The organism is Paenibacillus sp. 22594, assembly GCF_052044425.1.
Taxonomy (GTDB): domain Bacteria; phylum Bacillota; class Bacilli; order Paenibacillales; family Paenibacillaceae; genus Paenibacillus_AQ.
In genome coordinates this window covers 706,350-728,508 of record NZ_JBQENA010000003.1, presented here as the reverse complement: position 1 = coordinate 728,508, position 22,159 = coordinate 706,350, and the positions used below count along the sequence as shown (strand labels likewise).

Annotated in this window: 19 protein-coding genes and 1 tRNA gene; 19 read left to right on the top strand and 1 reads right to left on the bottom strand. The window is 49.1% G+C overall.

What is annotated here, in order from left to right; genetic code table 11:
- The first annotated feature begins 13 nt into the window (after positions 1-13).
- Positions 14-104, top strand: a tRNA-Ser gene (locus tag ACTJKB_RS13965).
- Positions 105-466: 362 nt separating this feature from the next.
- Here ACTJKB_RS13965 and ACTJKB_RS13960 read toward each other — a convergent pair.
- A complete protein-coding gene (locus ACTJKB_RS13960) occupies positions 467-664 on the bottom strand; it encodes a YjzC family protein (RefSeq protein ID WP_074086472.1) in 198 nt (65 codons plus the stop codon).
- Positions 665-884: 220 nt separating this feature from the next.
- On the opposite strand from ACTJKB_RS13960, the gene rpsF reads away from it, so the two are divergent.
- The 18 genes from rpsF to ACTJKB_RS13870 all read left to right on the top strand — a co-directional run bounded on the left by rpsF (position 885) and on the right by ACTJKB_RS13870 (position 22,095).
- Positions 885-1,169, top strand: a complete 285-nt coding sequence (rpsF, locus tag ACTJKB_RS13955; RefSeq protein WP_025706808.1) for a 30S ribosomal protein S6 — start codon at positions 885-887, stop codon at positions 1,167-1,169.
- A 47-nt stretch (positions 1,170-1,216) separates the two neighbouring features.
- A complete protein-coding gene (gene ssb, locus ACTJKB_RS13950) occupies positions 1,217-1,717 on the top strand; it encodes a single-stranded DNA-binding protein (protein WP_074086470.1) in 501 nt (166 codons plus the stop codon).
- A 20-nt stretch (positions 1,718-1,737) separates the two neighbouring features.
- On the top strand, positions 1,738-2,010 hold the full coding sequence (rpsR, locus tag ACTJKB_RS13945) for a 30S ribosomal protein S18 (RefSeq protein ID WP_019914552.1): 273 nt from the start codon (positions 1,738-1,740) through the stop codon (positions 2,008-2,010).
- Positions 2,011-2,552: 542 nt separating this feature from the next.
- Complete coding sequence (locus tag ACTJKB_RS13940) at positions 2,553-4,559, top strand: endonuclease MutS2 (protein WP_440834705.1); 2,007 nt, start codon at positions 2,553-2,555, stop codon at positions 4,557-4,559.
- A gap of 231 nt (positions 4,560-4,790) precedes the next feature.
- On the top strand, positions 4,791-6,503 hold the full coding sequence (gene opp4A / locus ACTJKB_RS13935) for an oligopeptide ABC transporter substrate-binding protein (protein WP_440834704.1): 1,713 nt from the start codon (positions 4,791-4,793) through the stop codon (positions 6,501-6,503).
- Positions 6,504-6,906: 403 nt separating this feature from the next.
- Positions 6,907-7,950 carry an LCP family protein gene (locus ACTJKB_RS13930; protein WP_440834703.1) on the top strand — a complete coding sequence of 348 codons (1,044 nt, stop codon included), beginning with the start codon at positions 6,907-6,909 and terminating at the stop codon, positions 7,948-7,950.
- 191 nt (positions 7,951-8,141) lie between these two features.
- Positions 8,142-8,567 (top strand): CBS domain-containing protein, encoded by a 426-nt coding sequence (locus ACTJKB_RS13925; RefSeq protein ID WP_074086468.1) that lies wholly within the window; start codon positions 8,142-8,144, stop codon positions 8,565-8,567.
- Between the two features lie 193 nt (positions 8,568-8,760).
- The gene (locus ACTJKB_RS13920) at positions 8,761-9,063 is read left to right on the top strand and encodes a MazG-like family protein (RefSeq protein WP_025707985.1); all 303 of its coding nucleotides are present in this window, start codon (positions 8,761-8,763) and stop codon (positions 9,061-9,063) included.
- 6 nt (positions 9,064-9,069) lie between these two features.
- Complete coding sequence (locus ACTJKB_RS13915; protein ID WP_440834701.1) at positions 9,070-9,987, top strand: DUF2232 domain-containing protein; 918 nt, start codon at positions 9,070-9,072, stop codon at positions 9,985-9,987.
- Positions 9,988-9,998: 11 nt separating this feature from the next.
- A complete protein-coding gene (locus ACTJKB_RS13910) occupies positions 9,999-12,005 on the top strand; it encodes a DHH family phosphoesterase (RefSeq protein ID WP_440834700.1) in 2,007 nt (668 codons plus the stop codon).
- The gene (gene rplI, locus ACTJKB_RS13905; protein WP_074086465.1) at positions 12,002-12,448 is read left to right on the top strand and encodes a 50S ribosomal protein L9; all 447 of its coding nucleotides are present in this window, start codon (positions 12,002-12,004) and stop codon (positions 12,446-12,448) included. Before ACTJKB_RS13910 ends, rplI begins: the two co-directional genes overlap by 4 nt.
- 1 nt (position 12,449) lies before the next feature.
- Positions 12,450-13,811 carry a replicative DNA helicase gene (gene dnaB / locus ACTJKB_RS13900; RefSeq protein ID WP_074086464.1) on the top strand — a complete coding sequence of 454 codons (1,362 nt, stop codon included), beginning with the start codon at positions 12,450-12,452 and terminating at the stop codon, positions 13,809-13,811.
- A 307-nt stretch (positions 13,812-14,118) separates the two neighbouring features.
- Positions 14,119-15,405, top strand: a complete 1,287-nt coding sequence (locus ACTJKB_RS13895) for an adenylosuccinate synthase (RefSeq protein ID WP_074100724.1) — start codon at positions 14,119-14,121, stop codon at positions 15,403-15,405.
- A 167-nt stretch (positions 15,406-15,572) separates the two neighbouring features.
- Positions 15,573-16,220, top strand: coding sequence for a hypothetical protein (locus tag ACTJKB_RS13890; RefSeq protein ID WP_440834698.1), 648 nt, complete (start codon positions 15,573-15,575; stop codon positions 16,218-16,220).
- A gap of 298 nt (positions 16,221-16,518) precedes the next feature.
- On the top strand, positions 16,519-18,099 hold the full coding sequence (locus tag ACTJKB_RS13885) for a peptidoglycan DD-metalloendopeptidase family protein (RefSeq protein ID WP_440834696.1): 1,581 nt from the start codon (positions 16,519-16,521) through the stop codon (positions 18,097-18,099).
- Between the two features lie 143 nt (positions 18,100-18,242).
- On the top strand, positions 18,243-18,974 hold the full coding sequence (yycF, locus tag ACTJKB_RS13880; RefSeq protein ID WP_440834694.1) for a response regulator YycF: 732 nt from the start codon (positions 18,243-18,245) through the stop codon (positions 18,972-18,974).
- On the top strand, positions 18,974-20,806 hold the full coding sequence (walK, locus tag ACTJKB_RS13875) for a cell wall metabolism sensor histidine kinase WalK (protein ID WP_440834693.1): 1,833 nt from the start codon (positions 18,974-18,976) through the stop codon (positions 20,804-20,806). Before yycF ends, walK begins: the two co-directional genes overlap by 1 nt.
- The gene (locus ACTJKB_RS13870; protein WP_440834691.1) at positions 20,803-22,095 is read left to right on the top strand and encodes a YycH family regulatory protein; all 1,293 of its coding nucleotides are present in this window, start codon (positions 20,803-20,805) and stop codon (positions 22,093-22,095) included. The genes walK and ACTJKB_RS13870 overlap by 4 nt, the downstream gene beginning before the upstream one ends.
- Positions 22,096-22,159: the final 64 nt, after the last annotated feature.

The window sequence follows — 22,159 nt, the reverse complement described above, 5'->3', positions numbered from 1 at the left end:
TAATTCTTGCTGCGGAGAGGTACCCAAGAGGCCCAAGGGGGCTGACTCGAAATCAGTTAGGCGTGTCACAGCGTGCGTGGGTTCGAATCCCACCCTCTCCGCCACTTCAGTTCTACATACCTTAGCTTATGAACCCTTCGTTGAGATAACGAAGGGTTTTTTGTTATTTGTAATGTCAGTTCAAGCGACAAACAAAAGAGGGACCTTTTCAGGTCCCTCTCAAGAGGCAGTACATGGATAACGTTCGGATTTAATCTGTCTATAGCCGCTAAAGTGATGCAGGTTGTGCCAGGCTTATCCCTTTTTTAAGGGGAAGCCTTTACTCTCCCCGACTTACAATAGATGCTGATTCAGAATCCTTGTGATTGTGTTCGTCTACGACGTCCAACGGAACCACACCTCTCTTTTGTACTGCCTGAGAATAGTATGTCTCATGATGTTTTTTTTATACTTGTGATCTTAAAAATTAATGAACCCGGGCTTTTTCAACCTTCTTCCACTTCCGGTCTTTATTTGAGGTTTCCGGAAAGGTGTCACCCCTCTTCATTTCGATTCGTTTTGGATTTTGAATTTGAGTGTGGAAGCTTCGCGCTTCGCCAACCTCTGTGTAGATGCCCGGATTTGGAGCTTTATCGCCTTTTTCGTATTCGGTTTGCTCGCCCATTAGACCATTCCTCCTTGTATAGAGTGAGTAATTGCGGTGTTATTGTGCTCGGATCGATGTCTCTTCATGTAACCAAAAAGTACCCAATAAACCTTATTGATAAAAATAACTTGCACTCCTTAGGGCAATTTGGTATATTAATTTGGTGCGAGTCTATGTTTGTGCTCGTTCCTTGCTCCTGACGTGATTAGGGGCCGCAGACCATAAGGAGGTGAAAATTATGCGCAAATATGAAGTCATGTACATTATTCGTCCTGACATTGAACAAGAAGCCGTTCAAGCAGCAGTCGAAAAATTCCAAGGCATCATCTCCAACGGCGGAGAAATTACAAAGCACGATGTGCAAGGTAAACGCCGTCTTGCGTATGAGATCAAGAAATTCCGTGATGGCGTTTATGTTTTGGTTAACTTTACTGCAGAACCTGCAGTTGTTACCGAATTGGAACGTATCATGAAGATTTCCGACGAAGTCATTCGTTATCTCATTACGAACGACGTTGCCTAAGATCTTGACAAGCTTTGTAACGAATCGCTTATAAGGAGGGGATTGAATTGTTGAACCGTATCATTCTGATCGGTCGGTTGACCCGTGACCCGGAACTTCGTTATACTCCCGCTGGTGTTGCCGTAACGCAGTTTACGCTTGCCGTAGACCGCAACTTTACGGGCCAGAACGGTGAACGCGAAGCGGACTTCATCCCGGTAGTAACCTGGAGACAGCTGGCTGAGACCTGTGCCAATTACTTGCGCAAAGGGCGTCTGGCAGCCGTGGAAGGCCGCATCCAAGTACGGAATTATGAAAATAACGAAGGTAAACGTGTATACGTTACTGAAGTTATTGCCGATAATGTCCGTTTCCTGGAATCCTCGCAGAATCGTGAAGGTGGCAATGCGCCAAGTGGCGGAAATGTACCAGAAGAACCATCCTATGGTGGCGGCGGTAACAGTGGACGCGGAAATAACAATAATTTCTCGCGTAACAACAATACTCAAGATCCTTTTTCGGGCGATGGAAAACCGATCGATATATCGGACGATGATTTGCCATTTTAATAAGGAAGGACTGAACTGACATGGCTTTCAAACAAAGAGAAGGCGGAGACAACGACAAAAGACCGGCACGTCGTGGTGGACGCAACAAGCGCAAAAAAGTGTGCTACTTCACTGTGAACAAGATTACTCACATTGACTATAAAGACACTGAGCTTCTGAAGAAGTTCATCAGCGAACGCGGAAAGATCTTGCCGCGTCGTGTAACGGGTACAAGTGCAAAATACCAACGCGCTCTGACCATTGCTGTAAAACGCTCGCGTCAAATCGCGCTGCTGCCTTACACAACGGAATAGGACGTTTCATGAAGCAGCCGGCTTAGCCGGCTGCTTATTTATATGTCAGGGCTGCTTCTGTTTACTGAAAGGGAATTGACGAAGGTGACAGAATGTAGTAAATTACAGATATCCTATAACTAAAGGGGAAATTTTGATGTTGGTGAGCGTTCTTAACTAAGCAATTTCATATCATCTTACCCGTAAGCTGCACAAGGCCCGTTTTATAGCGTAAAGCAGGCTGTGTTTGAGTATGTCCGGCAGGGATGTGCTTGTGCTTCTGGGAAGGTGAATGAATTAGTTAAGGACACACGCGAAGCGTCATATGGCCTCTTTACGGCTAATGTTCTCTTTGTGATTAAACCGTGCTCTTGCAGCACGGTTTTTTCTGTCTTCAGGCTGAATTTCTCCATAGGGGGAAATGGTTGAAGCACAAAGAGGATGGCAGCAGCGAATGAGGGCAAAGACAGCCGTAGTGGCAGTCTTTGCCCTTTTTTACGTTACGGACACATCAGCAGCCCACCTGAGCGGTTAGGTGAGGGATAGAGGAGGAACATTGAATAATGAATACACAAAGCCAGATTACCCTGCAATATGAAGAAATGAGGGAGGATCTTGGACGTCACACCGTATCTTATGAGGGGAAAAAGGCGGTAAGCGGCCTTGAACCTATGACCTATCTTCCAGCAATTCACAGGGCGCTGGACGAAACTGAAGAGGCGAAGGAGCTTTTGGAAAGAGGGGCAAGCGTACCGATTCCCTCCCTGGAGGGAATGGAGAACCTAATGTCGCTGCTAGGAACAGGATATCTGTATAGCGAGAAGGATTTCATGGCAGTATCGGTGTTTCTGCAGAGCTGCAGCCAGCTGCGCAAATACATGAAGGCCAAAGAGCAGACGGCTCCGCGGATTGCTTCCTATGCGGCTTCTCTAGTGGAGTTGAGAGACGTACGGGAGGAGATTGAACGCTGTATACGACTAGGGACCATTGATGACCACGCCAGCAAAGGGCTGGAACGGGTCCGGAAACGATTGGCTGTAGCTAAGGATCGCCTGCAGAGGAAAATAGAAGCTGTAATGTCGAGGCATCAGGGAATCCTGCAGGAGAACCTCGTCAGTATGCGCGGTGGGCGGTATGTAATTCCTGTAAAGCGTGAGTATCACAAGCAGGTGAAGGGAGCAGTACTGGATCAGTCAACCAGCGGGCAAACCGTATTTGTAGAACCCTATGAGATCGCCTCCATGCAGGGGGAACTCGAATTGCTGGGGGCTGAAGAGGCTAGGGAAGAAATGCAGATTTTAAGTATGCTTACAGGCCTTTTGGAGAAGGAGCAGGCGGCGCTGAGGCTGAATATTGAAATTACAGGCAACTATGATTTTATTTTCGCCAAAGCCAAATATGCGCGTACAATGGGTGCTAGAAATGTTGCCCTGAATGACCGCGGTTACTTGAGGATGAATGGGGGCAGGCACCCTAAGCTGGATGGGATGATTCCAGTTAGCCTGGAATTCGGCAATGGCTACAAGTCCCTTATCGTCACCGGACCAAATACGGGTGGAAAAACAGTAGTGCTCAAAACGTTGGGGTTGCTAACCCTAATGGTTCAATCAGGGCTGCTAATTCCTGTAGAGCCAGACAGCGACTTCACTGTGTTCTCGAATGTCATCAGCGTGATTGGCGACGGACAGAGTCTGACACAGTCTCTAAGCACCTTTTCAGCACAGATGAAGAGTATAGAGGGGATGCTTAGAGATGCAGGCAAGGGGGTACTGCTGCTGATTGATGAGCTGGCGGCGGGTACGGACCCCGGAGAAGGATTCGCACTTTCGATAGCAATTCTCGAGGAACTGAACCGCAAAGGAGCCAATATAATAGTTACTACCCATTTTAATGAACTTAAGGTCTTCGCCGCATCCACCAGCGGGTTCCAAAATGCGCGGATGGAGTTTGACAAGAATACGCTGCAGCCGCTCTACCAATTGACTATTGGTGAAGCAGGTGAAAGTTATGCCTTACAAATTGCCGCAAAATTAGGTATCCCCGAGTCAGTTATCCGGCGCTCGCAGCAGCTTGTGGAGGGGCAACATGAAGTAGATGGAGATAAAGGGTACTGGAACAACCCTAACCGATCACAACAAGGCAAATCAGGTGAAGGGTTCAAGCATGTGGAAGAGAATAATCACCCCGAGCAAGACCTGGCTTCAACTGTTTCTACAGGACTAACAGAAGACTTATCAGGAGAACTAAACTCTGCACAAACAGCTGAAGGCAAGGCACAGAAGAAGGATTTTGAAGTAGGAGATGCGGTGTATGTGAAGCCACTGGGCAGGACGGGAATCGTGTATGAGACAAGGGATGGAATGGGAATGGTTGGCGTAATGATTCAAAAGCAAAAAATGAAATTCAACCATAAACGTCTAAAACCATACCTCTCTAAAGAAGAGCTTTATCCGGAAGAATACGATTTTGATATTATTTTCGAGAGTAAGGAAACACGGAAAAAGCGTAAGCTGATGCGGAAAAAGCATGTAGAAGGTCTTACTATTGTTCATGAGGAGAAGGACGAGTAACCGCAGCAGAAAATGCAAAGGCCTGCCCCTTGGGGCAGGTTTTTTTAAAAGATATGAATGTTACTACAAGGGTAAATAGGGTACGAAGTTGAATTAAGTGCTTCACTTTAGGCTGAATATTGTATATCCTCAATATTATAGTCTATAAATGCTGTAAAGAATGAAAATAAAAATGATTCATAAAATACTCTTTAGATAACGCTTACAATGGCAGAAGGGAAGAATGATATGATGAAGCGCAGATATGGCGCACTGGTGCTGGCGATGGCTATGATGCTGTCAGCTTGCAGCAGTATTAGCTCTGAGCGGCTTTCCTATGGAATTCTTTCGAATAATACGTCAGAAGTTCCTGTAGCTGGGGGAATCATCACTTTTGGCTACTCCTCTCCGTTCCAGGGGTTGTTTGATCCCGCTTTTTATGAGGGTGAGGACGATTTCCAGGTACTGGAGTTCATTACAGAATCCATGTTTAAGGTAAAAGATGACCTAACCACCGTTCCGGGTATTGCCTCCTGGCAGGAATCAGACGACCACACCGTATTCACCTTCAAAATAAAAGCGGGTGTCCGCTGGCATAATGGCGATGAGTTAACTGTAGAAGACTGGAAGTTTGCACTGGAGACCATTGCCAGCCCAGAATATACAGGGTCACGTTACTACAGTGTGGAAATGATTAAGGGTGTAGAAGCCTATCATAACGGGGAAGCCAAGGAGATTAGCGGGATAAAAGTGATTGATCCCTATACGCTGAGAATCACTATGAATGGGGTTCGGGTAAATGCACTGGACAACCTGTGGTCCTACCCGATGAATAAAAAAGTTTTCAGCGGAATCGCGGTGAAGGATATGCCGGACAGTGATCCGGTACGGAAGCATCCTATCGGGATTGGCCCCTTTGAGGTAACGAATATCAAGCCAGGGCAGCTTGTGGAGATGAAGCGATTTGAGAATTACTATCAGGGGAAGGCTCTCTTGGACGGTGTGCAGTATAAAGTGTTCGATGATAAGGAAATCGTGAATCTTCTTGATGAGAATCAAGTGGATATAGCTTCAGCCCCACGTGATGCCTATGCATCGCTGAAGCAGCTGGACCAGTTGGAGGTTTTGGAGTCTCCGGAACTGTCTTACGAATACATAGGATTCAAATTTGGATCATGGGATAAGGAAACCCAGCAGATTGTCATGGATAATCCCAAGTTCGCCGATAAACGTCTGCGGCAGGCCATGTATTACGCACTCGATCGGAAGGGGATTATTGACCAGTACTCCTATGGTCTTGGCAGTCTGATTGAAACTCCGGTTTCCAGCTCAAGCTGGGCGAAGATCCCCGACGCCGACATTAATACGTATGACTACAATCCGGATACAGCAGAGACGCTCCTGGACGAAGCCGGCTATATAGACAAGGATGGCGATGGATTGCGCGAAGACCCCAAAGGACATTCTTTTGTAATAAATTACGATGCGATGACCGGGACTACAACCGCTGAAGCAAGAACGCAGGCAATTCTCCGAAATTGGCGAGATGTCGGACTGGATGTCCGGCTGAACGGAGGCCGGCTTAAGGAGCTTAATGACTTCTATGAAGCGGTAGAAAATGACGATCCCTCTGTTGAGCTGTTCAACGGAGTATGGGGGTTGGCCAGCGACCCGGATCCCTCCGGTTTATGGAGAGCGACAGATCTGTGGAATTATCCACGGTACAGTTCAAAGCGTAGTGAAGAATTGATCCGTGAAGGCGTAGGAATCAAATCCTATGATAAAGAGTACCGCAAGCAGGTCTACTATGAATGGCAAAAATTAATTAACGAGGAAGTGCCGATGATCTTTTTTGCCGAGCGCACGAATATTACAGCCGTTAACAAACGTCTGCAGAACGTTCGGGTTAATTCCATCAGTACTATTATTGAACCACAGACTTGGTGGATTAAGGAAGAGGAGTGAATGGAAGCAAAGCTCAGGAGCCGTTGCCTGTTGAGGGCGGACCCTGCAGTTTTGCTTCTTTTTTTATTAATTCTGCATCAAAATGAAGTTTCATTCGTCATATACTTTATGGATTGCAAGTAGCTCCAGCACTAAACATGTCGTTATTTGTTGTTTCTTTTTTAGCGTCAAGTGATTACAATAGAAATATTGTTTATGTGTCAAAGCCTTTTTCCATGTTTATTCAACAAATAGAATGACCCGAATTCCAGAAAGGGGGGAAACATAAGATTACTGAATCGGGCGAAACTTAACAGCCAAGAAAAGCACAGCCATGACTGCTTGGTACGCTCCAGGCAAGCATTGTAAATAGATCGCAAGCAATCATATAACCATTCCACCATAAAGAAGGAATCAAAAAATCATGAGAAAAATCAAAAAAATTAAGACAAGATACATCGTCATCCTTGCTGCACTTGTAGTATTAATCGGTGGAGGATTTCTATTCCAAAAACCGCTGGCGGTACTAGCCTTTGATCTATTTCTGTCGGATCGGGTCGAGGATAAGCTGTCCCAGGAATCGTACCAACCTCTCGTGAATGATGGCAACACTACGGTAAAACCGGAACCTGTTGTGTACAAAAGCGACCCGTTTTCTCTGATGCTGCTGGGTACAGACCAGCGTGAAAATGAAACGGCCCGTTCCGATACGATGATCTACGCGGTTATTCGCCCCGAGGATTACAAAATTCTGCTGATCTCTATTCCGCGGGACACGTACACAGAGATCATCGGACACGATGACAACAAAAAAGATAAAATTACCCATGCCTACGCGTTTGGGGGCCAGCAGATGGCCAAGGATACTCTGGAGAACCTGCTTGGACACGACATTCAATATTATGCCACTATTAATTTCCAAGGTCTAAAGGATGCCGTCGACGCCATTGGCGGTGTCCCGCTGCCTATCAAAAAAGACATTGTGAACAAGGGTAAGGATCATGAAAAATTCACTATTAAAGGCGGCAAACCCAATTATGATGGTGAAGAGGCTCTCAACTATACGCGCTACCGTGAAGACAGTGACTTCAACCGTACGAAACGGCAGCAGGTATTCATTGATGTAGTTGCGAACAAGATGCTGTCCATCAGCCAAATCGGTAACATCCCCGAGCTGCTTGATATCATGGGCGACAACTTCAAGACGGATATTGAGCCGTCTACAATCATTAGTCTGGCCAGGAAATTCATGGGCGGAAAAGATATGGATATTTCCAGCTTTACCGTGATGGGTGAGGGCGAACGCATCGGCGGAGTGTATTATGATATCGTTGATGAAGAGGACCTGACTGAAGCCAAAGCGATGATCGACAACTGGATGAATGCCAGCACACCGGTGGACCAATTAATCGAACCGGGCAAAGCGCAAAATGCACTGGAGCCTGCGGCCACATCTGCAGCGCAGTAATCCCTTCGTAAAAGAATAAGCGATGACAGCAGCAGCCATACGCAATCTTAATGGCTGCTGCTTACTGTTCTCATGCTATAATAAAATGGAACGAATGATTGGCTAAAGACGTATAATTACGGATGGCCCTTGCTTCAAGGAAAGGGTAAGGCATAATAATTCCTTCGGAACTCTTTGAGGAGGATCAAGAGATGAATATTGCGTTTTTTTTACTTCCGAAACAGGAGGTGGCGTGCGTGACCCTCGATTCAACGCTGCGCCAGACTCTGGAACGGATGGAGTTTCACCGCTATACTGCTGTACCGATTCTGAACCGGAACGGGGAATATGCAGGAACAGTAACGGAAGGCGACCTGCTCTGGTATATGAAGGATTCGGGTGGGGCGGTGACGTTCGAAAATGCTTCCAAATTTCTGCTGAAGGATGTGCCGCTGCGGATGAACAATCTACCGGTATCCATTGATGCGGATATGGAGGATTTAATTAATTTAGCCAAGGTGCAGAACTTTGTGCCCGTAGTCGACGACATGAACCGGTTCATTGGGATCGTACGCCGGAGTCAAATTATTGAGTATTGTGAAAAGGTTGTTTCACGCCAGTCACAGGAATCGGTGTAGGCCTTCTTATTTTGTTTTGCGACCTGAGGTAGTATGGATCAAGGCCTGTAATTCCGGCGAGCACGGAATGCGGGCCTTTTTTGAAAATACAGCGAGTATTTCCGGGACGGCGGACGTCCCGTGTAGCTGGGAATTATTTATGCTATAATGGAGAATAATGCTTTTTGCCGGAGGTAGAGAGACTGTGCCCAATGTGCCGAAGGATTTGGATGTAGCCAAACGCGCCAAGGTAATTGAATGGTTGAAGACCGAAGTTATTGATCAAGTCTCACGGTTGTTCAAAGCGCTCTGGGAAGGCAGTACTGCGCGTGTGGGAGACAGTCTGGCCAGCCTGATTATGAGCTCTTATATTTTGGGCCGCAGACTTGGAATTCCCTATCGTGAACTCGACGATCTACTGATTGAAAAGCTTAGAAAACACAGGCAGGAAGGGCATCAGTTGGAAGAATGGTACCAGGATATATCTGCGTTAGAAGAACATATGCGTAAGAGGTGAATACTGTTGAAATTTCGCTGGACATCGGTGGCATGGAGCATAGCGTATCTACTGTTGCTGCTCTCATTATCAACCCCATTGCTCATTATCACTACATTATTTATGATTATTCCGGCAGTAGTGCTGTTCACTACTCTGAATACGAAGCAGTTCATTGTCCATATTCTGCCTGTACTGCTGATTGTCGGTCTGATCACACCCGTCTATGTCTTGATAGCGGTCTATTTCTTGATACCCGCACTAGTGATGGGGCGCTGGTACAAGAAACGTTCATCAGCGATGTCCACACTGCTCGCCGGAATGATCACCATACTTGGTGAATTTCTGTTGCTGCTGCTGTTAGGAACCGCATTATTCAATTTCGACCTTACCACCTATGTGAATGATGTGCTGCAGATGGTGAATTCACCGCTGTCGGAGCTGGGGGCCAGCAATCCTCTGATTTCGGAATTGAAGCTCTCTTCCGAGGATGTTAGTACGATTAGCCATATGACCGTCCAGATTATCCCAATGACATTGATCATCAGCTCGTTCATGATAGCCGTGATCACACATTCCATTGTCCGTCCGATTCTGAATAGCATGGAATATGCAGTTCCGCGAATGAAGCCAGCCCGTGACTGGAGACTGCCAAGATCGTTCATCTGGTATTATCTGCTGGGTGTAGTGCTTAGCCTTATGTTTGGGGGATCAGACAGCGGATTCATGCCGATGATTTCGGACAATCTGCTGCCGCTATTGCGGATAGGTTTTATCATTCAGACCATCGGCTTCCTTTTCTTCCTGGTCTATGAGCGGAAATGGAGCAAGGTTGTGGCACTCCTGCTGGCGATTCCCGTTATTTTTATGCCGGGGCTGTGGATCATCGGTATAGTCGACCTGGCGTTCCCGCTGCGCGAGCTTGTGACGAAATCGAAACGATAGGGTGAGAGCTCATGCCAAAATTTCTGCAAAGACGCTGGCACGGCTATCATACCGTATGGGCGTTTATGCTGCTGCTGCTGCTGATTATAGTAGTCAGTGTCTATAATTGGGTTATTGGTGTCGCCAGTCTGTTTCTGGCAGGGACCCTCTGCTTCTCTATGCTGCAGGCAGAACTCTCGTTCCGCCGGAATCTGGTGGAATATATCAATGGGCTATCCTTTCGCATCAAGCGCGTGGAGGGGGAAGCGGTCGGTATGCTTCCGCTCGGCATTATTCTGTACAGTGAGGACCGGAAGGTAGAGTGGAACAACCGCAGTGCCGGTGATATTTTCTCCCGCAAGTCTTTGGTTGGGGATGAAATGGAGGAATTGCTGCCCGACATCATACCTTCCCTTGCCAGCCATGTGCCGGTTAAGAGGGAAGTCTCCAAAGATAACAGTCTGAAGGATATCCGTCAGGAGATTGCCGTCGATGAACATTATTATCAGGTAGTCGTGATCCCTAGTGAGCGAATGCTGTATTTGTATGACATCACTGAGCTTGTGGTGCTGCGCGAACGTTACGAAGAAGAGAAGCTCGCGATCGGCATCGTGATGATGGATAATCTGGATGAAGCAGCCCAGGGCATGGACGATCAGCAGCGTACCTCGCTTATCGCCAAGGTAGCGAGTGAGATTACGGAGTGGAGCAAGCAGTTTGAAGTATACCTGCGCCGGTTGTCATCGGAGCGGTACCTCATGTTGCTTAATCACCGCAGCTTGCAGGCGCTCGAAGAGAGCCGGTTCGTGATTCTGGACGAGGTGCGGGAAATGACCGCTGATCTCAAGGTGCCGATGACGCTTAGTATCGGACTTGCCTACGGTTCCGAATCGGCCAGCGAGCTGGGAGCACTGGCGCAATCCAGTCTTGATATGGCGCTTGGCCGGGGCGGCGATCAGGCGGCCGTGAAGGCGGGCCAGCGGCTGTCTTTCTATGGCGGCAAGAGTAATGCAGCAGAGAAGCGTACGAGAGTGCGGGCCCGTGTTATTGCCCACGCCCTGCGTGATCTGATGCAGGAAAGCGACCGGGTGCTGATCATGGGCCACCGGACCCCCGACATCGATGCGGTAGGGGCTGCGATTGGTCTGCTCAAAGCAGCGCAAATGTACAATGTAGAAGCAAATATTGTGATGGAGACGCCGAATCCTTCGATTACCCGGATGATGGAGCAAATCCGCCGGGATGAGGATTTGAACAAATCCTTTATCTCTACAGAACAAGCGCTGCAGATCATGACAGAGCATACACTGCTGATCGTGGTGGATACCCATAAGGCCTCGATGACCATGGAACCCCGCCTGGTGCAGTATGCCAGCCGGATAGTGGTCGTTGACCATCACCGCAGAGGTGAAGAGTTCATCAATGATGCTGTGCTGGTCTATCTGGAGCCGTATGCCTCATCTACGTGCGAGCTGGTTACAGAACTTCTGCAGTATATTCATGATAAGATCAAGCTCAGCCCGCTGGAAGCTACAATGCTCCTGGCCGGAATTACGGTGGACACCAAGCATTTTGCGCTGCACACCGGCTCTCGTACCTTTGAAGCGGCAGGATTTCTGCGGCGGGTCGGCGCAGACACGATTCTGATTCAGCGTATGCTGAAGGAGGATCTGCAGGAGTACATTTCAAAAGCGGAAATTATCAAACATGCCCGGATGGTGTATGATCATATAGCACTGGTTGTTACGGCTCCGGGAATGAAGATTCCGCAGCTGCTGATTGCCCAGACGGCGGATACGCTGCTGGGCATGACGAACGTGGTGGCTTCATTCGTCATCAGCGAACGGCCTGACGGCCTCATTGGCATCAGCGCGCGGTCACTCGGGCGGATGAACGTGCAGGTCGTTATGGAAAAGCTGGGGGGTGGCGGACACTTGTCCAATGCTGCCGTTCAGCTAGAAGGAACAAGCAAGGAAGCAGAAGCCAGGCTGCTTGCAGTACTGGCTGAAATTGAAGCGAAAGAGGGGCTGTTCGAATGAAGGTCATTTTCATAAAAGATGTTAAGGGTCAGGGCAAGAAGGGGCAAGTCAAAGAGGTATCAGAGGGTTATGCAGCCAACTTCCTGCTGCCGCGTGGACTGGTTCGCCCGGCTACTGAAGGCAATGTGAAAACTCTGGAGAATCAGGCGGCTGCTGAGCAGCGCCGCAAGGATCAGGAGAAAGAGGAAGCAGTTCAGCTGGGCAAGAAGCTGGACGAGCTGACATTGACCCTTAAAGCCAAAGCTGGCGAAGGTGGCCGGCTGTTCGGTGCCATTACAAGTAAGCAAATTGGTGAAACCCTCGCAGCTACCCAGGGGATTTCAATTGATAAGCGCAAAATTGAACTGAATGATCCGATCCGCCATGTGGGTACATTTCAGGTGACGGTGAAGCTGCATACTGAAGTAAAGGCTAACCTCACGGTTCAGGTAACGGAGGAGTAAGATGGGTGGAGATCTCTTTTTCGATCGGATTCCCCCGCAGAACCTGGAGGCAGAGCAGGCTGTAATCGGTGCTGTGCTCCTGCAGGATGAAGCGCTGATTACCGCGATGGAGCGGGTGAATACCGAAGACTTCTACGATAAACCGCATCAGATGATATTTGAAGCGATGGTGCAGCTCGGAGAAGAGAGCCAGCCGATTGACCTGGTTACACTGACGTCCAGACTGCAGGACAAGGGACAGCTTGAGGATATCGGCGGTGTCAGCTATCTGGCGAAGCTGGCGCATGCGGTGCCGACTGCAGCCAACGTCGAATACTATGCCCAAATTATTGAAGAGAAGGCGATGCTGCGGCGCTTGATCCGTACCGCGACGCAGATTGTCAGTGAAGGGTACACTGGCGGAGAAGATGTAGGTGGTATGCTCAGTGATGCCGAGCGGCGGATTCTTGAAATCTCTAACCGACGTAGCGGCAGCGGATTTATTGCCATTCGTGATGTACTCATGCAGGTATTCGACCGGGTAGAGCTGCTTCATCAGAACAAGGGGGGTACATCTGGGATTCCTACCGGCTTCGTGGACCTCGACCATATGACCAACGGCTTTCAGCGCAATGACCTGATCATTGTGGCCGCCCGTCCTTCTGTAGGGAAAACAGCGTTCGCCCTGAACATTGCCCAGAATGTGGCGGTTCGGGCCAAAGAGACCGTCGCTATTTTCAGTCTGGAAATGTCGGCGCCGCAGCTGGTTCAACGTATGATTTGTGCTGAAGCGAATCTGGACGCCAATATTATGCGTACCGGTGACTTCAAAAGTGATGATGACTGGTCTAAGCTGACGATGGGGATTCAATCTTTGTCCGAAGCGGAAATCTATATTGATGATACTCCCGGCATTACGGTTACGGATATCCGTGCAAAATGCCGAAGACTGAAGAAGGAAAAGGGTCTGGGCATGATTGTCATTGACTATTTGCAGCTCATTCAGGGGCGGGGCAAGGGTGGCGAGAACCGTCAGCAGGAAGTCTCGGAGATCTCACGTACTTTGAAGCAGATTGCCCGTGAGCTGGATGTACCGGTGATTGCTTTGTCCCAGCTCAGCCGTGGTGTTGAGCAGCGCCAGGATAAACGTCCGATGATGAGTGACCTTCGTGAATCGGGTTCGATTGAGCAGGATGCCGATATCGTGGCCTTCCTGTATCGTGATGATTACTATAATCAGGATACTGAAAAGAAGAATATCATCGAAATTATTATTGCCAAACAGCGTAATGGTCCTGTAGGTACCGTAGAGCTGGTGTTCCTGAAAAATTTCAACAAATTCGTCAACTACGAGCGTGCCCATAACGAACCGTTTGCGGGTTAGGCATTTTTCGTACAATATCCGAACGATCACACATTTCTTTGTGTGATCGTTCGTTTTTGTTTGACTTTAAAAAGTACCGCTGTTACACTGGTTATTGTGCTTTAGCGGGTTAAACCGCCGGGCGTCCGGAGGGCTGCGTACATAAGAAGCGCGTACAGAGCCCATATTACAAGTGGAAACGGCTTCGCTGTCCTAAAGGGACGGCGGGTTTCAGCGGGAAATAGAAGGATAATTTATAGCTTAATCATATAGATTCTTCTATTTTGAAAAATAATGGTGCTAAGCGAGCACCTACGGAGGAATGAACATGTCAACGGTAGTCGTCGTGGGAACACAATGGGGAGACGAAGGCAAAGGCAAGATCACGGATTTTCTGGCAGAGAGCGCAGATGTGGTCGCCCGGTATCAAGGGGGTAACAATGCCGGTCACACGATTCTGATTGACGGGAAGAAGTTCAAGCTGAGCTTGATTCCATCAGGAGTATTTTATAAAGAGAAAACTTGTGTCATCGGTAACGGAATGGTTATCAACCCTGAAGCGCTGATTCAAGAGATTAATTATATTCATGAGAACGGCTTCGACACCAAGAATCTGGTGATCAGTGACCGCGCCCATGTCATCATGCCATATCATATGCTGCTGGATGCGCTGGAAGAGGACCGTAAAGGCCCGAACAAAATCGGCACTACCCGCAAAGGGATTGGCCCGGCTTACATGGATAAGGCTGCCCGCAACGGTATCCGCATTGCTGATCTAATGGATGCAGAAGAGTTCGAGCTGAGACTGCGCCACCTAATGGAAGAAAAGAACCAGGTAATCACTCAGGTCTACGGAGCAGAAGCGCTGGATGTAGAAGAAATTCTGACCCAATATCTGGAGTATGCAGAAGTGCTCCGAGGCTATGTAACGGATACCTCTGTAGTGCTGAACGAGGCCATTGATGCCGATTCCCGTGTGCTGTTCGAAGGCGCGCAGGGTGTTATGCTTGATATTGACCAAGGCACGTATCCATTCGTTACTTCTTCCAATCCGTCGGCGGGCGGGGTCTGCATCGGTTCAGGTGTAGGTCCGTCCAAGATTAAGCAGGTTATCGGTGTAGCCAAGTCTTATACTACCCGTGTAGGCGATGGACCGTTCCCAACCGAGTTGAACGATTCGATTGGCGACTACATCCGTGAAACTGGTCATGAGTATGGTACGGTAACGGGACGTGCACGCCGCGTAGGCTGGTTCGACAGTGTAGTGGTGCGTCATGCCCGACGCGTCAGCGGAATAACCGGTCTGTCCTTGAACTCGCTTGACGTTCTTAGTGGTCTGGAAACCGTAAAGATCTGCACAGGTTATAAATACCGTGGAGAAGTGATTACCCACTATCCGGCTTCACTGAAAATGCTGGCAGAATGCGAAGCCGTCTATGAGGAGCTACCAGGCTGGAGCGAGGATATCACTTCGGCGAAGACGCTGGAAGACCTGCCGGTAAATACACGGAAATATGTTGAACGGGTGTCGGAACTTACAGGCATTCCGATCTCGATCTTCTCCGTAGGCCGTAACCGCGAGCAGACCAATCAAGTACTTCCAATCTATATCTAATCGAATATAAACTTTATCCTTTGAGGGGTCTCTATTGAGGCTCCTTTTTATTTGTTACTGGCGATAATCTAGGAGTCTCCGTATCTGTTCAGACGTTTCTCTTGCAGCGTTCTAGTCAATACTGAAAGGATAGAAGGACCCGAGGCCTGATATTCCTGAGTTTGGCCATGAACAGAAGCAAGGGAGAGATGAAGATGAAAATGGTAAAGCGTACACTAGCTGTCTGCCTGATTGTGGTGCTGGCCAGTGCACTGTCTATTCTGACTACAGCCTATGTGGTGAATACGTATATCCAGTCAGTGCTCGCAAGCTTCGACATTAAGCTGGATGGGCCAGAGCCGGGGATCGGCGGATTTATGAAGAGTCTGACCGGTATAGACACAAAACCTGCGGCATCAGATACAGCTGAAGATAAAGAAACTGGAACGTCAAACAGTAATAAAACGGAAGAAGGTAAACCGAATACGACTGGCGGTAAAAGTGGAGAGAAAACGGTGGAGGAAGATGCCCCTAAGGATGCCCTGCCTGTGATGGGCGAAGCTTCCAGTGAACAGGAATTGGTAATGACACCGGAAGCCATGCTGAATTTGAAGGAAAATCTGCCTGCTGATGAAAAAACCAATATTTTCAATATTTTAATGGCTAAGCTGCCTCAGGAGGAAATGCAAAAAATATCCAAGGCCATGGAAGATGGGCTAACAGAGAGTGAAGTCCAGGAACTGCAGCAGGTCATAGCGAAATATGTAGATCAAGAGGAATATGAGACCTTAATGAAAATGCTTACACCAAGCAGCAAGGACAGTCCGCAAAATTAAAAAATGTCACTTTTTGGACACTGGATGGCTGTTTATGCGTCATAATTCTGGAATAAACCCGCGATTTTCGCGGGTTTTGTTGTGTACGGAAAGTTGAAATTTTTCTCCCGGCTGTGGTACAGTAAAAAAGGACTATAAGGGGTTAATTTTTTGTAACCTTTTTCAGGTACCTCACAACATGATCATTCGTACTCATGCAAATAGATAAATAGATGCTGCAGCATATATAAAAGGGGACGTATAACAAAGCTTGGCCGCTCTGTGCGGTAGGAATGGGCGGACTGAAAGGGAGAGTTTCATGAAGGGATTTAAGTTCATGCGCCAGGCGGGGAAGCTGCGGAACGATGACGGGTATTCCGCAGAGCTCGGTGCAGCAAGTCAACAGGGCAGTGATGCCGATAGCGATAATGTCTTTCATCAGGAGACCAAACCCCGTAGATTACGGCGCTCCTGGATCGCGGCTTCGGCCGGTCTGGTGCTGCTTGGTGCGTTTCTGGTGGGAGCCGAGAAAAGGTATGTGACCGCTAATACGGTAACTTACTATAAGGTTCTGGTGAAGGGCAAAGAAATCGGAAAGCTCAGCCAAAAGGCTGAACTGGAGCAGCTGTTCGAACAGAAAAGTCAGGAGTATCAGCTGAAGTATCCTGAGTCCGTGATGGTGCTGCAGACAGAGGGTATTTCGACCGAGGCCGAAAAGGCCTTTAAGCCTGAGGTTGACAGCGGTGCGACATTGGACAAATTGGATGGCATGCTGAAGGCCTACGCGGTAGGTGTGCAATTAACGGTAGACGGCGAGGTGCTTGGCATCGTCAAGGATCAGGCGACGGCAGCAGCCGTGCTGAAAGGTGTCAAGGAGCATTACATGCCGCAGACCGAAGTGTCTACAGGAGCCCAGCTCAAGAAGACGGCTGCTTTAAGTTCAGCCAAAGGGTCAACCGGCGCCAAGGATACCGTAGAGTCGGCTGATATCCGTGAGCAGGTGTCTATTGTACCGGTCAAAGCTGATCCGAACAAAGTCTTAAGTGTGGATGAAGCCGTAAGTGCACTTACCGAAGGCAAAGAGGAGCCGCTGACGTATACGGTACAGGAAGGTGATACGATTTCTGGAATCGCCAAACTGTACGAGACTACGCAGGCTGAGATCTTCAAGAACAATCCTACGGTCAAAGAATTGACGCTGCAAATTGGTGACACTCTGCAATTGACGGTTCCCCAGCCCGCGCTTACGGTGGTTACCGTAGAACAGGTGGCGGAACAGGTCGTTACCGAGCCTGATGTGATTGTGCGTACGAGCGATCTGCTCCCGGCAGGCAAGAGCAAAGTGGTCCGTCCGGGACAGACGGGCCTCAAAACGATGCAGTACCGCTTAACCAAAGAAAATGGTCTGGTCGTTAAGGAAGAATGGCTAGGGCAGACGGTGGTGCATGCTTCGCTGCCGGAAGTAGTGTACCGGGGAACCAAGGTGGCCGGAGCAGGAACGTACAAGGAAACCAATTCTGCCGGAGAAGGAACGGGGATGTTTGCCTGGCCGGTGATGGGTGCATCGATTTCCAGCAGCTACGGCGAGCGTTGGGGCCGGGTACATAAAGGTGTTGACCTGGTATCCGGTAACCGTACGATCAAAGCAGCCGATGCCGGAACAGTCAGCTTTGCAGGTGTACAGAACGGATATGGCAACGTAGTGATTGTGGATCATCATAACGGGTATGTTACGTACTACGGTCATTTGAGCAGAATTTCAGTCTCTCTGGGACAAAGACTTGAACAAGGTACGCAAATCGGAGTCATGGGCAACACTGGACGTTCAACCGGCACACATCTGCATTTTGAAATCCGCAAAAACGGGATCGCGATCAACCCCATGAAGTATTTGCAATAATTCATATCTTAAGCCAGCCGTCCGAGTGATTCCGGGCGGCTTTTAAATTACAAGAAAGCGTATCGTAGGATGTGACGCCAGGACAGGTATGCTAAAATAAGAGAATCAATGATAAGTATGGTTAGAAAGGTGAAGCGGAGCATATGCAGATGGGGACGATTCTGGTAGTAGACGATGAACAGCCTATTGCTGATATATTGAAATTCAATTTGGAAAAAGAGGGCTATGAGGTGATCTGCGCCTTTGACGGAAACAGTGCAGTAGAGCTTGCCTTGTCCAAACGGCCCGACCTGATGCTGCTCGACCTCATGCTTCCCGGCAAAGATGGTATGGATGTCTGTCGTGAGGTGCGTTCAGCTCATCTGGATATCCCGATTATTATGCTTACCGCCAAAGACGGGGAGATCGACAAGGTGTTGGGTCTGGAGCTTGGCGCAGACGATTATGTAACCAAGCCGTTCAGTACGCGGGAACTGCTGGCGAGAGTCAAGGCACAAATGCGGCGCCAGCATAAGCCGGCACCTTCGGAAGCTCAGAATGAACAATTGGACAGCAAGCAGGGGGTACAGCATTTTGGCCTGTTTGTGGATACGGACATGTACATGGTCTATAAGGAAGGCGAACCGCTTGATCTGACGCACCGTGAGTACGAACTGCTATATTATATGATTCGACACGCCGGCAAGGTGATGACCCGGGAGCATTTGCTGCAGGCCGTATGGGGCTTCGAGTATTTCGGGGATGTGCGGACCGTTGATGTAACGATTCGCCGTCTGAGAGAGAAAATTGAGGAGAATCCCAGCAAACCGGAATATATTTTTACCCGGCGCGGACTTGGTTATTTGATGCATAGCCCCAAAAGCGGAGGGTTGTGATGAAGGGACTGTCCTTTTTCCGGACGATACAGGCCAGGCTTATAATAATCTATGTACTGCTGATTCTGATCGCGATGCAACTGATTGGCGTATATTTTGTCAGCTCGATGAAGAATTCACTGACTGATAATTTCACCAAGGACCTGAAGGCACGCGCGGAGATGCTCTCGATTCTGACCGCCGATAAATTCGGCAGTGAGGCCGGAACAGCAGATGAAGAGACTGCAGTAGAAAGTCTGCGCGGTATGGTTAACAATCTGTATATCAATGGTGCCGAAATTCAGGTGCTGGATGCAAGCGGTAAGATCATCACCACTTCGGTCCCTTCGCAGAATGACTATGTCGGCCAGCGCAACACCCAGACAGTGGTCAGCCGCGCTCTTCAGGGAATCAGCGACAACGAGGAGTATATTATAGCGGATGATAATGTGCGCAAGAAGGTAGTTGCCAAGCCCGTGCTTTCCGGGGACAAAGTGGTAGGGGCGATCTATATTGCTGCTGATATGAAGGATCTGTATGCCACCATGAGCCGGATCAACAGCGTATTCCTCTCTGGACTGCTGCTGGCACTGGCGCTGACGGCCGTTCTGGGCGTCATTCTGGCGCATACGATCACACATCCGATTAAGGAAATGACCCGGCACGCCACAGCGGTGGCAGAAGGGCGCTTCAACCGCAAGATGCCGGTTTTCGGCAACGATGAGATAGGCCAGCTAAGCCAGGCTTTTAATTATATGACTGGAAGATTACGGGAAGCTCTATCTCAGAATGAAGAGGAGAAAGAGAAGCTGGCTTCCATTTTGGCGAATATGAGTGACGGTGTTGTCGCCACCGATGAGAGTGGCGGGGTTATTCTGATGAATACCCGGGCCGCAGATATGCTGGGTTCAGAAGGTCCGCTCCCGGAGTGCGCTCCCTTGGACGAGCTGCTCGGCCTGGATCATGAGCAGTCAGGCTCCCTTGCCCAGGGCAATGCCCAGTCTGCAATGCTCCATCTGTCGCCAATGGGCGGAGGAGATCCCAACATTGTGCGTGTTACCTTCACGCCTATACATCGGCGGGAGGGCAGAGGGATCGCGGGTACGATAGCGGTCCTGCAGGATGTTACCGAGCAGGAGAATCTGGAAGAATCACGCCGTGAATTTGTAGCGAATGTGTCGCATGAGCTGCGGACGCCGCTAACAACCATCAAAAGCTATGTCGAGGCACTGGATGACGGCGCACTTGAAGATCCTCAGCTTGCCGTGCGGTTCGTTGGGGTCATCCGCAATGAGACTGAGCGGATGATCCGCCTGGTTACGGATCTGCTGCATCTCTCACGTCTGGATTCGAAGGAATCCAGCCTGCGCATTCAGCAGACCGACATTTCCGAGATGCTGGAGGATGTGGCGGACCGATTCTCTTTTCAAATCCGCCAGAAAAGGATTCATATCAGCACCAGAGTCCGCAAAGAGGTCGAGAGTGCTTGGCTTGACCGTGATCAAATCGATCAGGTGCTGGGCAATCTGGTCTCCAATGCGCTGAAATATACGCCGGAAGGCGGGACAATTCAGCTGGAGGCCCTGAAGAATGAAGAGGGGATGCTGGCTGTTTCTGTCCGGGATTCCGGAATCGGCATCCCGAAGAAGGATATTGAGCGCATCTTTGAGCGTTTCTATAGAGTGGATAAGGCCCGTTCCCGTAACATGGGAGGCACAGGCCTGGGACTGTCCATTGCCCGGGAAATTGTCAAAGCACATGGCGGCTCGATTTCCCTTCAATCGGAGCTGAATGAGGGCTCACTGGTCACCTTTACACTGCCATTGAAGCAGGAGAGGGGGAGTGAGTCATGAAGGAAAAGGTGAAATCCTGGGTTCTAGCGCTGCTTGTATTTGGGAGTCTTGTAGAGAGCTATTATCTGATTTACCGGTTGCCAGGCAGCGATTCAGCGGTCATGTCGGAGAATTTATATGTGAAGACAGACAATATGGGACCGGAGGAGAAGGTGGAGAACCTGCTCTATCCCGATAAAATGATTATTCATATGGGGGAGAGCAAGCATACGCTTTTTTATCCCAATACGACTTTCTATAATCTCATCCTTAACCGACTAAAGGGCCGGAGCTTTGAGAGCTTTCAGCGGCGGTCCGTGCAAGACTTCGACTGGGATAAGATCCGGAATGAAAATCCGGGGATTGAGCTGTCCTTTGGTGCAGGCATTCCCGTAACCCTGCTGCAGCGGGTCATGCAGTTGTCACCCGATTCCCTGTTTGAAGGGGAGAGTATTGACAGGATTTGGATTTATAATATGAAGAATGATTCCAAAGCACATGCGGTCTTCTTCAGTACCCGGGGCGACATTGTCTATGAAGCGGCCAAGGCCGATCTCACCGTACAGGATGTGCAGCAGCATGTCGACTTTGGTAACAACCTCACCAATTACAAGGCAGTGAACGGCGATTATTATGTGCCGGTTGCCAAAGTATCGATGGTTGAAGTCGAAATGCCCTCCGGCATGTATACGATTCAGCAGATGCAGAGCAATCTCTTTTTTGATGCAGGCAGTACCAGATATATTCCGGAAAAAGACGGCTCCGAAATTTATACAGACAGCAAACGCAGTCTTCAGGTCGATCAGGAACAGAACTGGATGAGCTATAGTGATCCGGCTGCGCTTCCCGCTGGAGACAGCACTCCGGCTAAGGATGCCCTGGAGGCCGTTGATTTTGTGAATGAGCACGGGGGCTGGAATGGAACTTACCGGCTGGCGGCAACAGAAGAAGGCAGGCAGGAACGTAAGGTGTCTTTTCAACAGTTCTATGGTTCTTCTCCCTATGGCTCCTATCCGATTATCAGCCAGCCGAAGCTGCAATACGGAGTGATTAATCTGGAGCTTCAGCAAGGAACCGTATCTTCCTATGAACGTTCCCTGTTGTTTGTGGAGGAGGACAAGGCGGTCAAGCGGATTGTAGATTTATCGTTCGGGGAAAGGCTGGAGGGCCAGTTGGCACAAATTAGCCAGGCTTCTGCGGTGAAGGATTTGACTCCGGTGTATGTACCTGCTGTCAAAGGGGAGAAGCTTCAGCTGATTCCGGTATGGCGGGTTACGCTTATGGACGGTACCGTGCTTACGCTGAATTAGGAATTCGGAACTGGAGGAGCGAACACGTTTCCCTGTAGTTACGACCGGACCTACTATGAGAATC

What these genes read in the sequence shown, in the direction of transcription:
- ACTJKB_RS13960 (WP_074086472.1), bottom strand. Translation starts at nt 664, where the DNA reads ATGGGCGAGCAAACCGAATACGAAAAAGGCGATAAAGCTCCAAATCCG.
- rpsF (WP_025706808.1), top strand. Translation starts at nt 885, where the DNA reads ATGCGCAAATATGAAGTCATGTACATTATTCGTCCTGACATTGAACAA.
- rpsR (WP_019914552.1), top strand. Translation starts at nt 1,738, where the DNA reads ATGGCTTTCAAACAAAGAGAAGGCGGAGACAACGACAAAAGACCGGCA.
- ACTJKB_RS13940 (WP_440834705.1), top strand. Translation starts at nt 2,553, where the DNA reads ATGAATACACAAAGCCAGATTACCCTGCAATATGAAGAAATGAGGGAG.
- opp4A (WP_440834704.1), top strand. Translation starts at nt 4,791, where the DNA reads ATGAAGCGCAGATATGGCGCACTGGTGCTGGCGATGGCTATGATGCTG.
- ACTJKB_RS13930 (WP_440834703.1), top strand. Translation starts at nt 6,907, where the DNA reads ATGAGAAAAATCAAAAAAATTAAGACAAGATACATCGTCATCCTTGCT.
- ACTJKB_RS13925 (WP_074086468.1), top strand. Translation starts at nt 8,142, where the DNA reads ATGAATATTGCGTTTTTTTTACTTCCGAAACAGGAGGTGGCGTGCGTG.
- ACTJKB_RS13910 (WP_440834700.1), top strand. Translation starts at nt 9,999, where the DNA reads ATGCCAAAATTTCTGCAAAGACGCTGGCACGGCTATCATACCGTATGG.
- rplI (WP_074086465.1), top strand. Translation starts at nt 12,002, where the DNA reads ATGAAGGTCATTTTCATAAAAGATGTTAAGGGTCAGGGCAAGAAGGGG.
- dnaB (WP_074086464.1), top strand. Translation starts at nt 12,450, where the DNA reads ATGGGTGGAGATCTCTTTTTCGATCGGATTCCCCCGCAGAACCTGGAG.
- ACTJKB_RS13895 (WP_074100724.1), top strand. Translation starts at nt 14,119, where the DNA reads ATGTCAACGGTAGTCGTCGTGGGAACACAATGGGGAGACGAAGGCAAA.
- ACTJKB_RS13890 (WP_440834698.1), top strand. Translation starts at nt 15,573, where the DNA reads ATGAACAGAAGCAAGGGAGAGATGAAGATGAAAATGGTAAAGCGTACA.
- ACTJKB_RS13885 (WP_440834696.1), top strand. Translation starts at nt 16,519, where the DNA reads ATGAAGGGATTTAAGTTCATGCGCCAGGCGGGGAAGCTGCGGAACGAT.
- yycF (WP_440834694.1), top strand. Translation starts at nt 18,243, where the DNA reads ATGCAGATGGGGACGATTCTGGTAGTAGACGATGAACAGCCTATTGCT.
- walK (WP_440834693.1), top strand. Translation starts at nt 18,974, where the DNA reads ATGAAGGGACTGTCCTTTTTCCGGACGATACAGGCCAGGCTTATAATA.
- ACTJKB_RS13870 (WP_440834691.1), top strand. Translation starts at nt 20,803, where the DNA reads ATGAAGGAAAAGGTGAAATCCTGGGTTCTAGCGCTGCTTGTATTTGGG.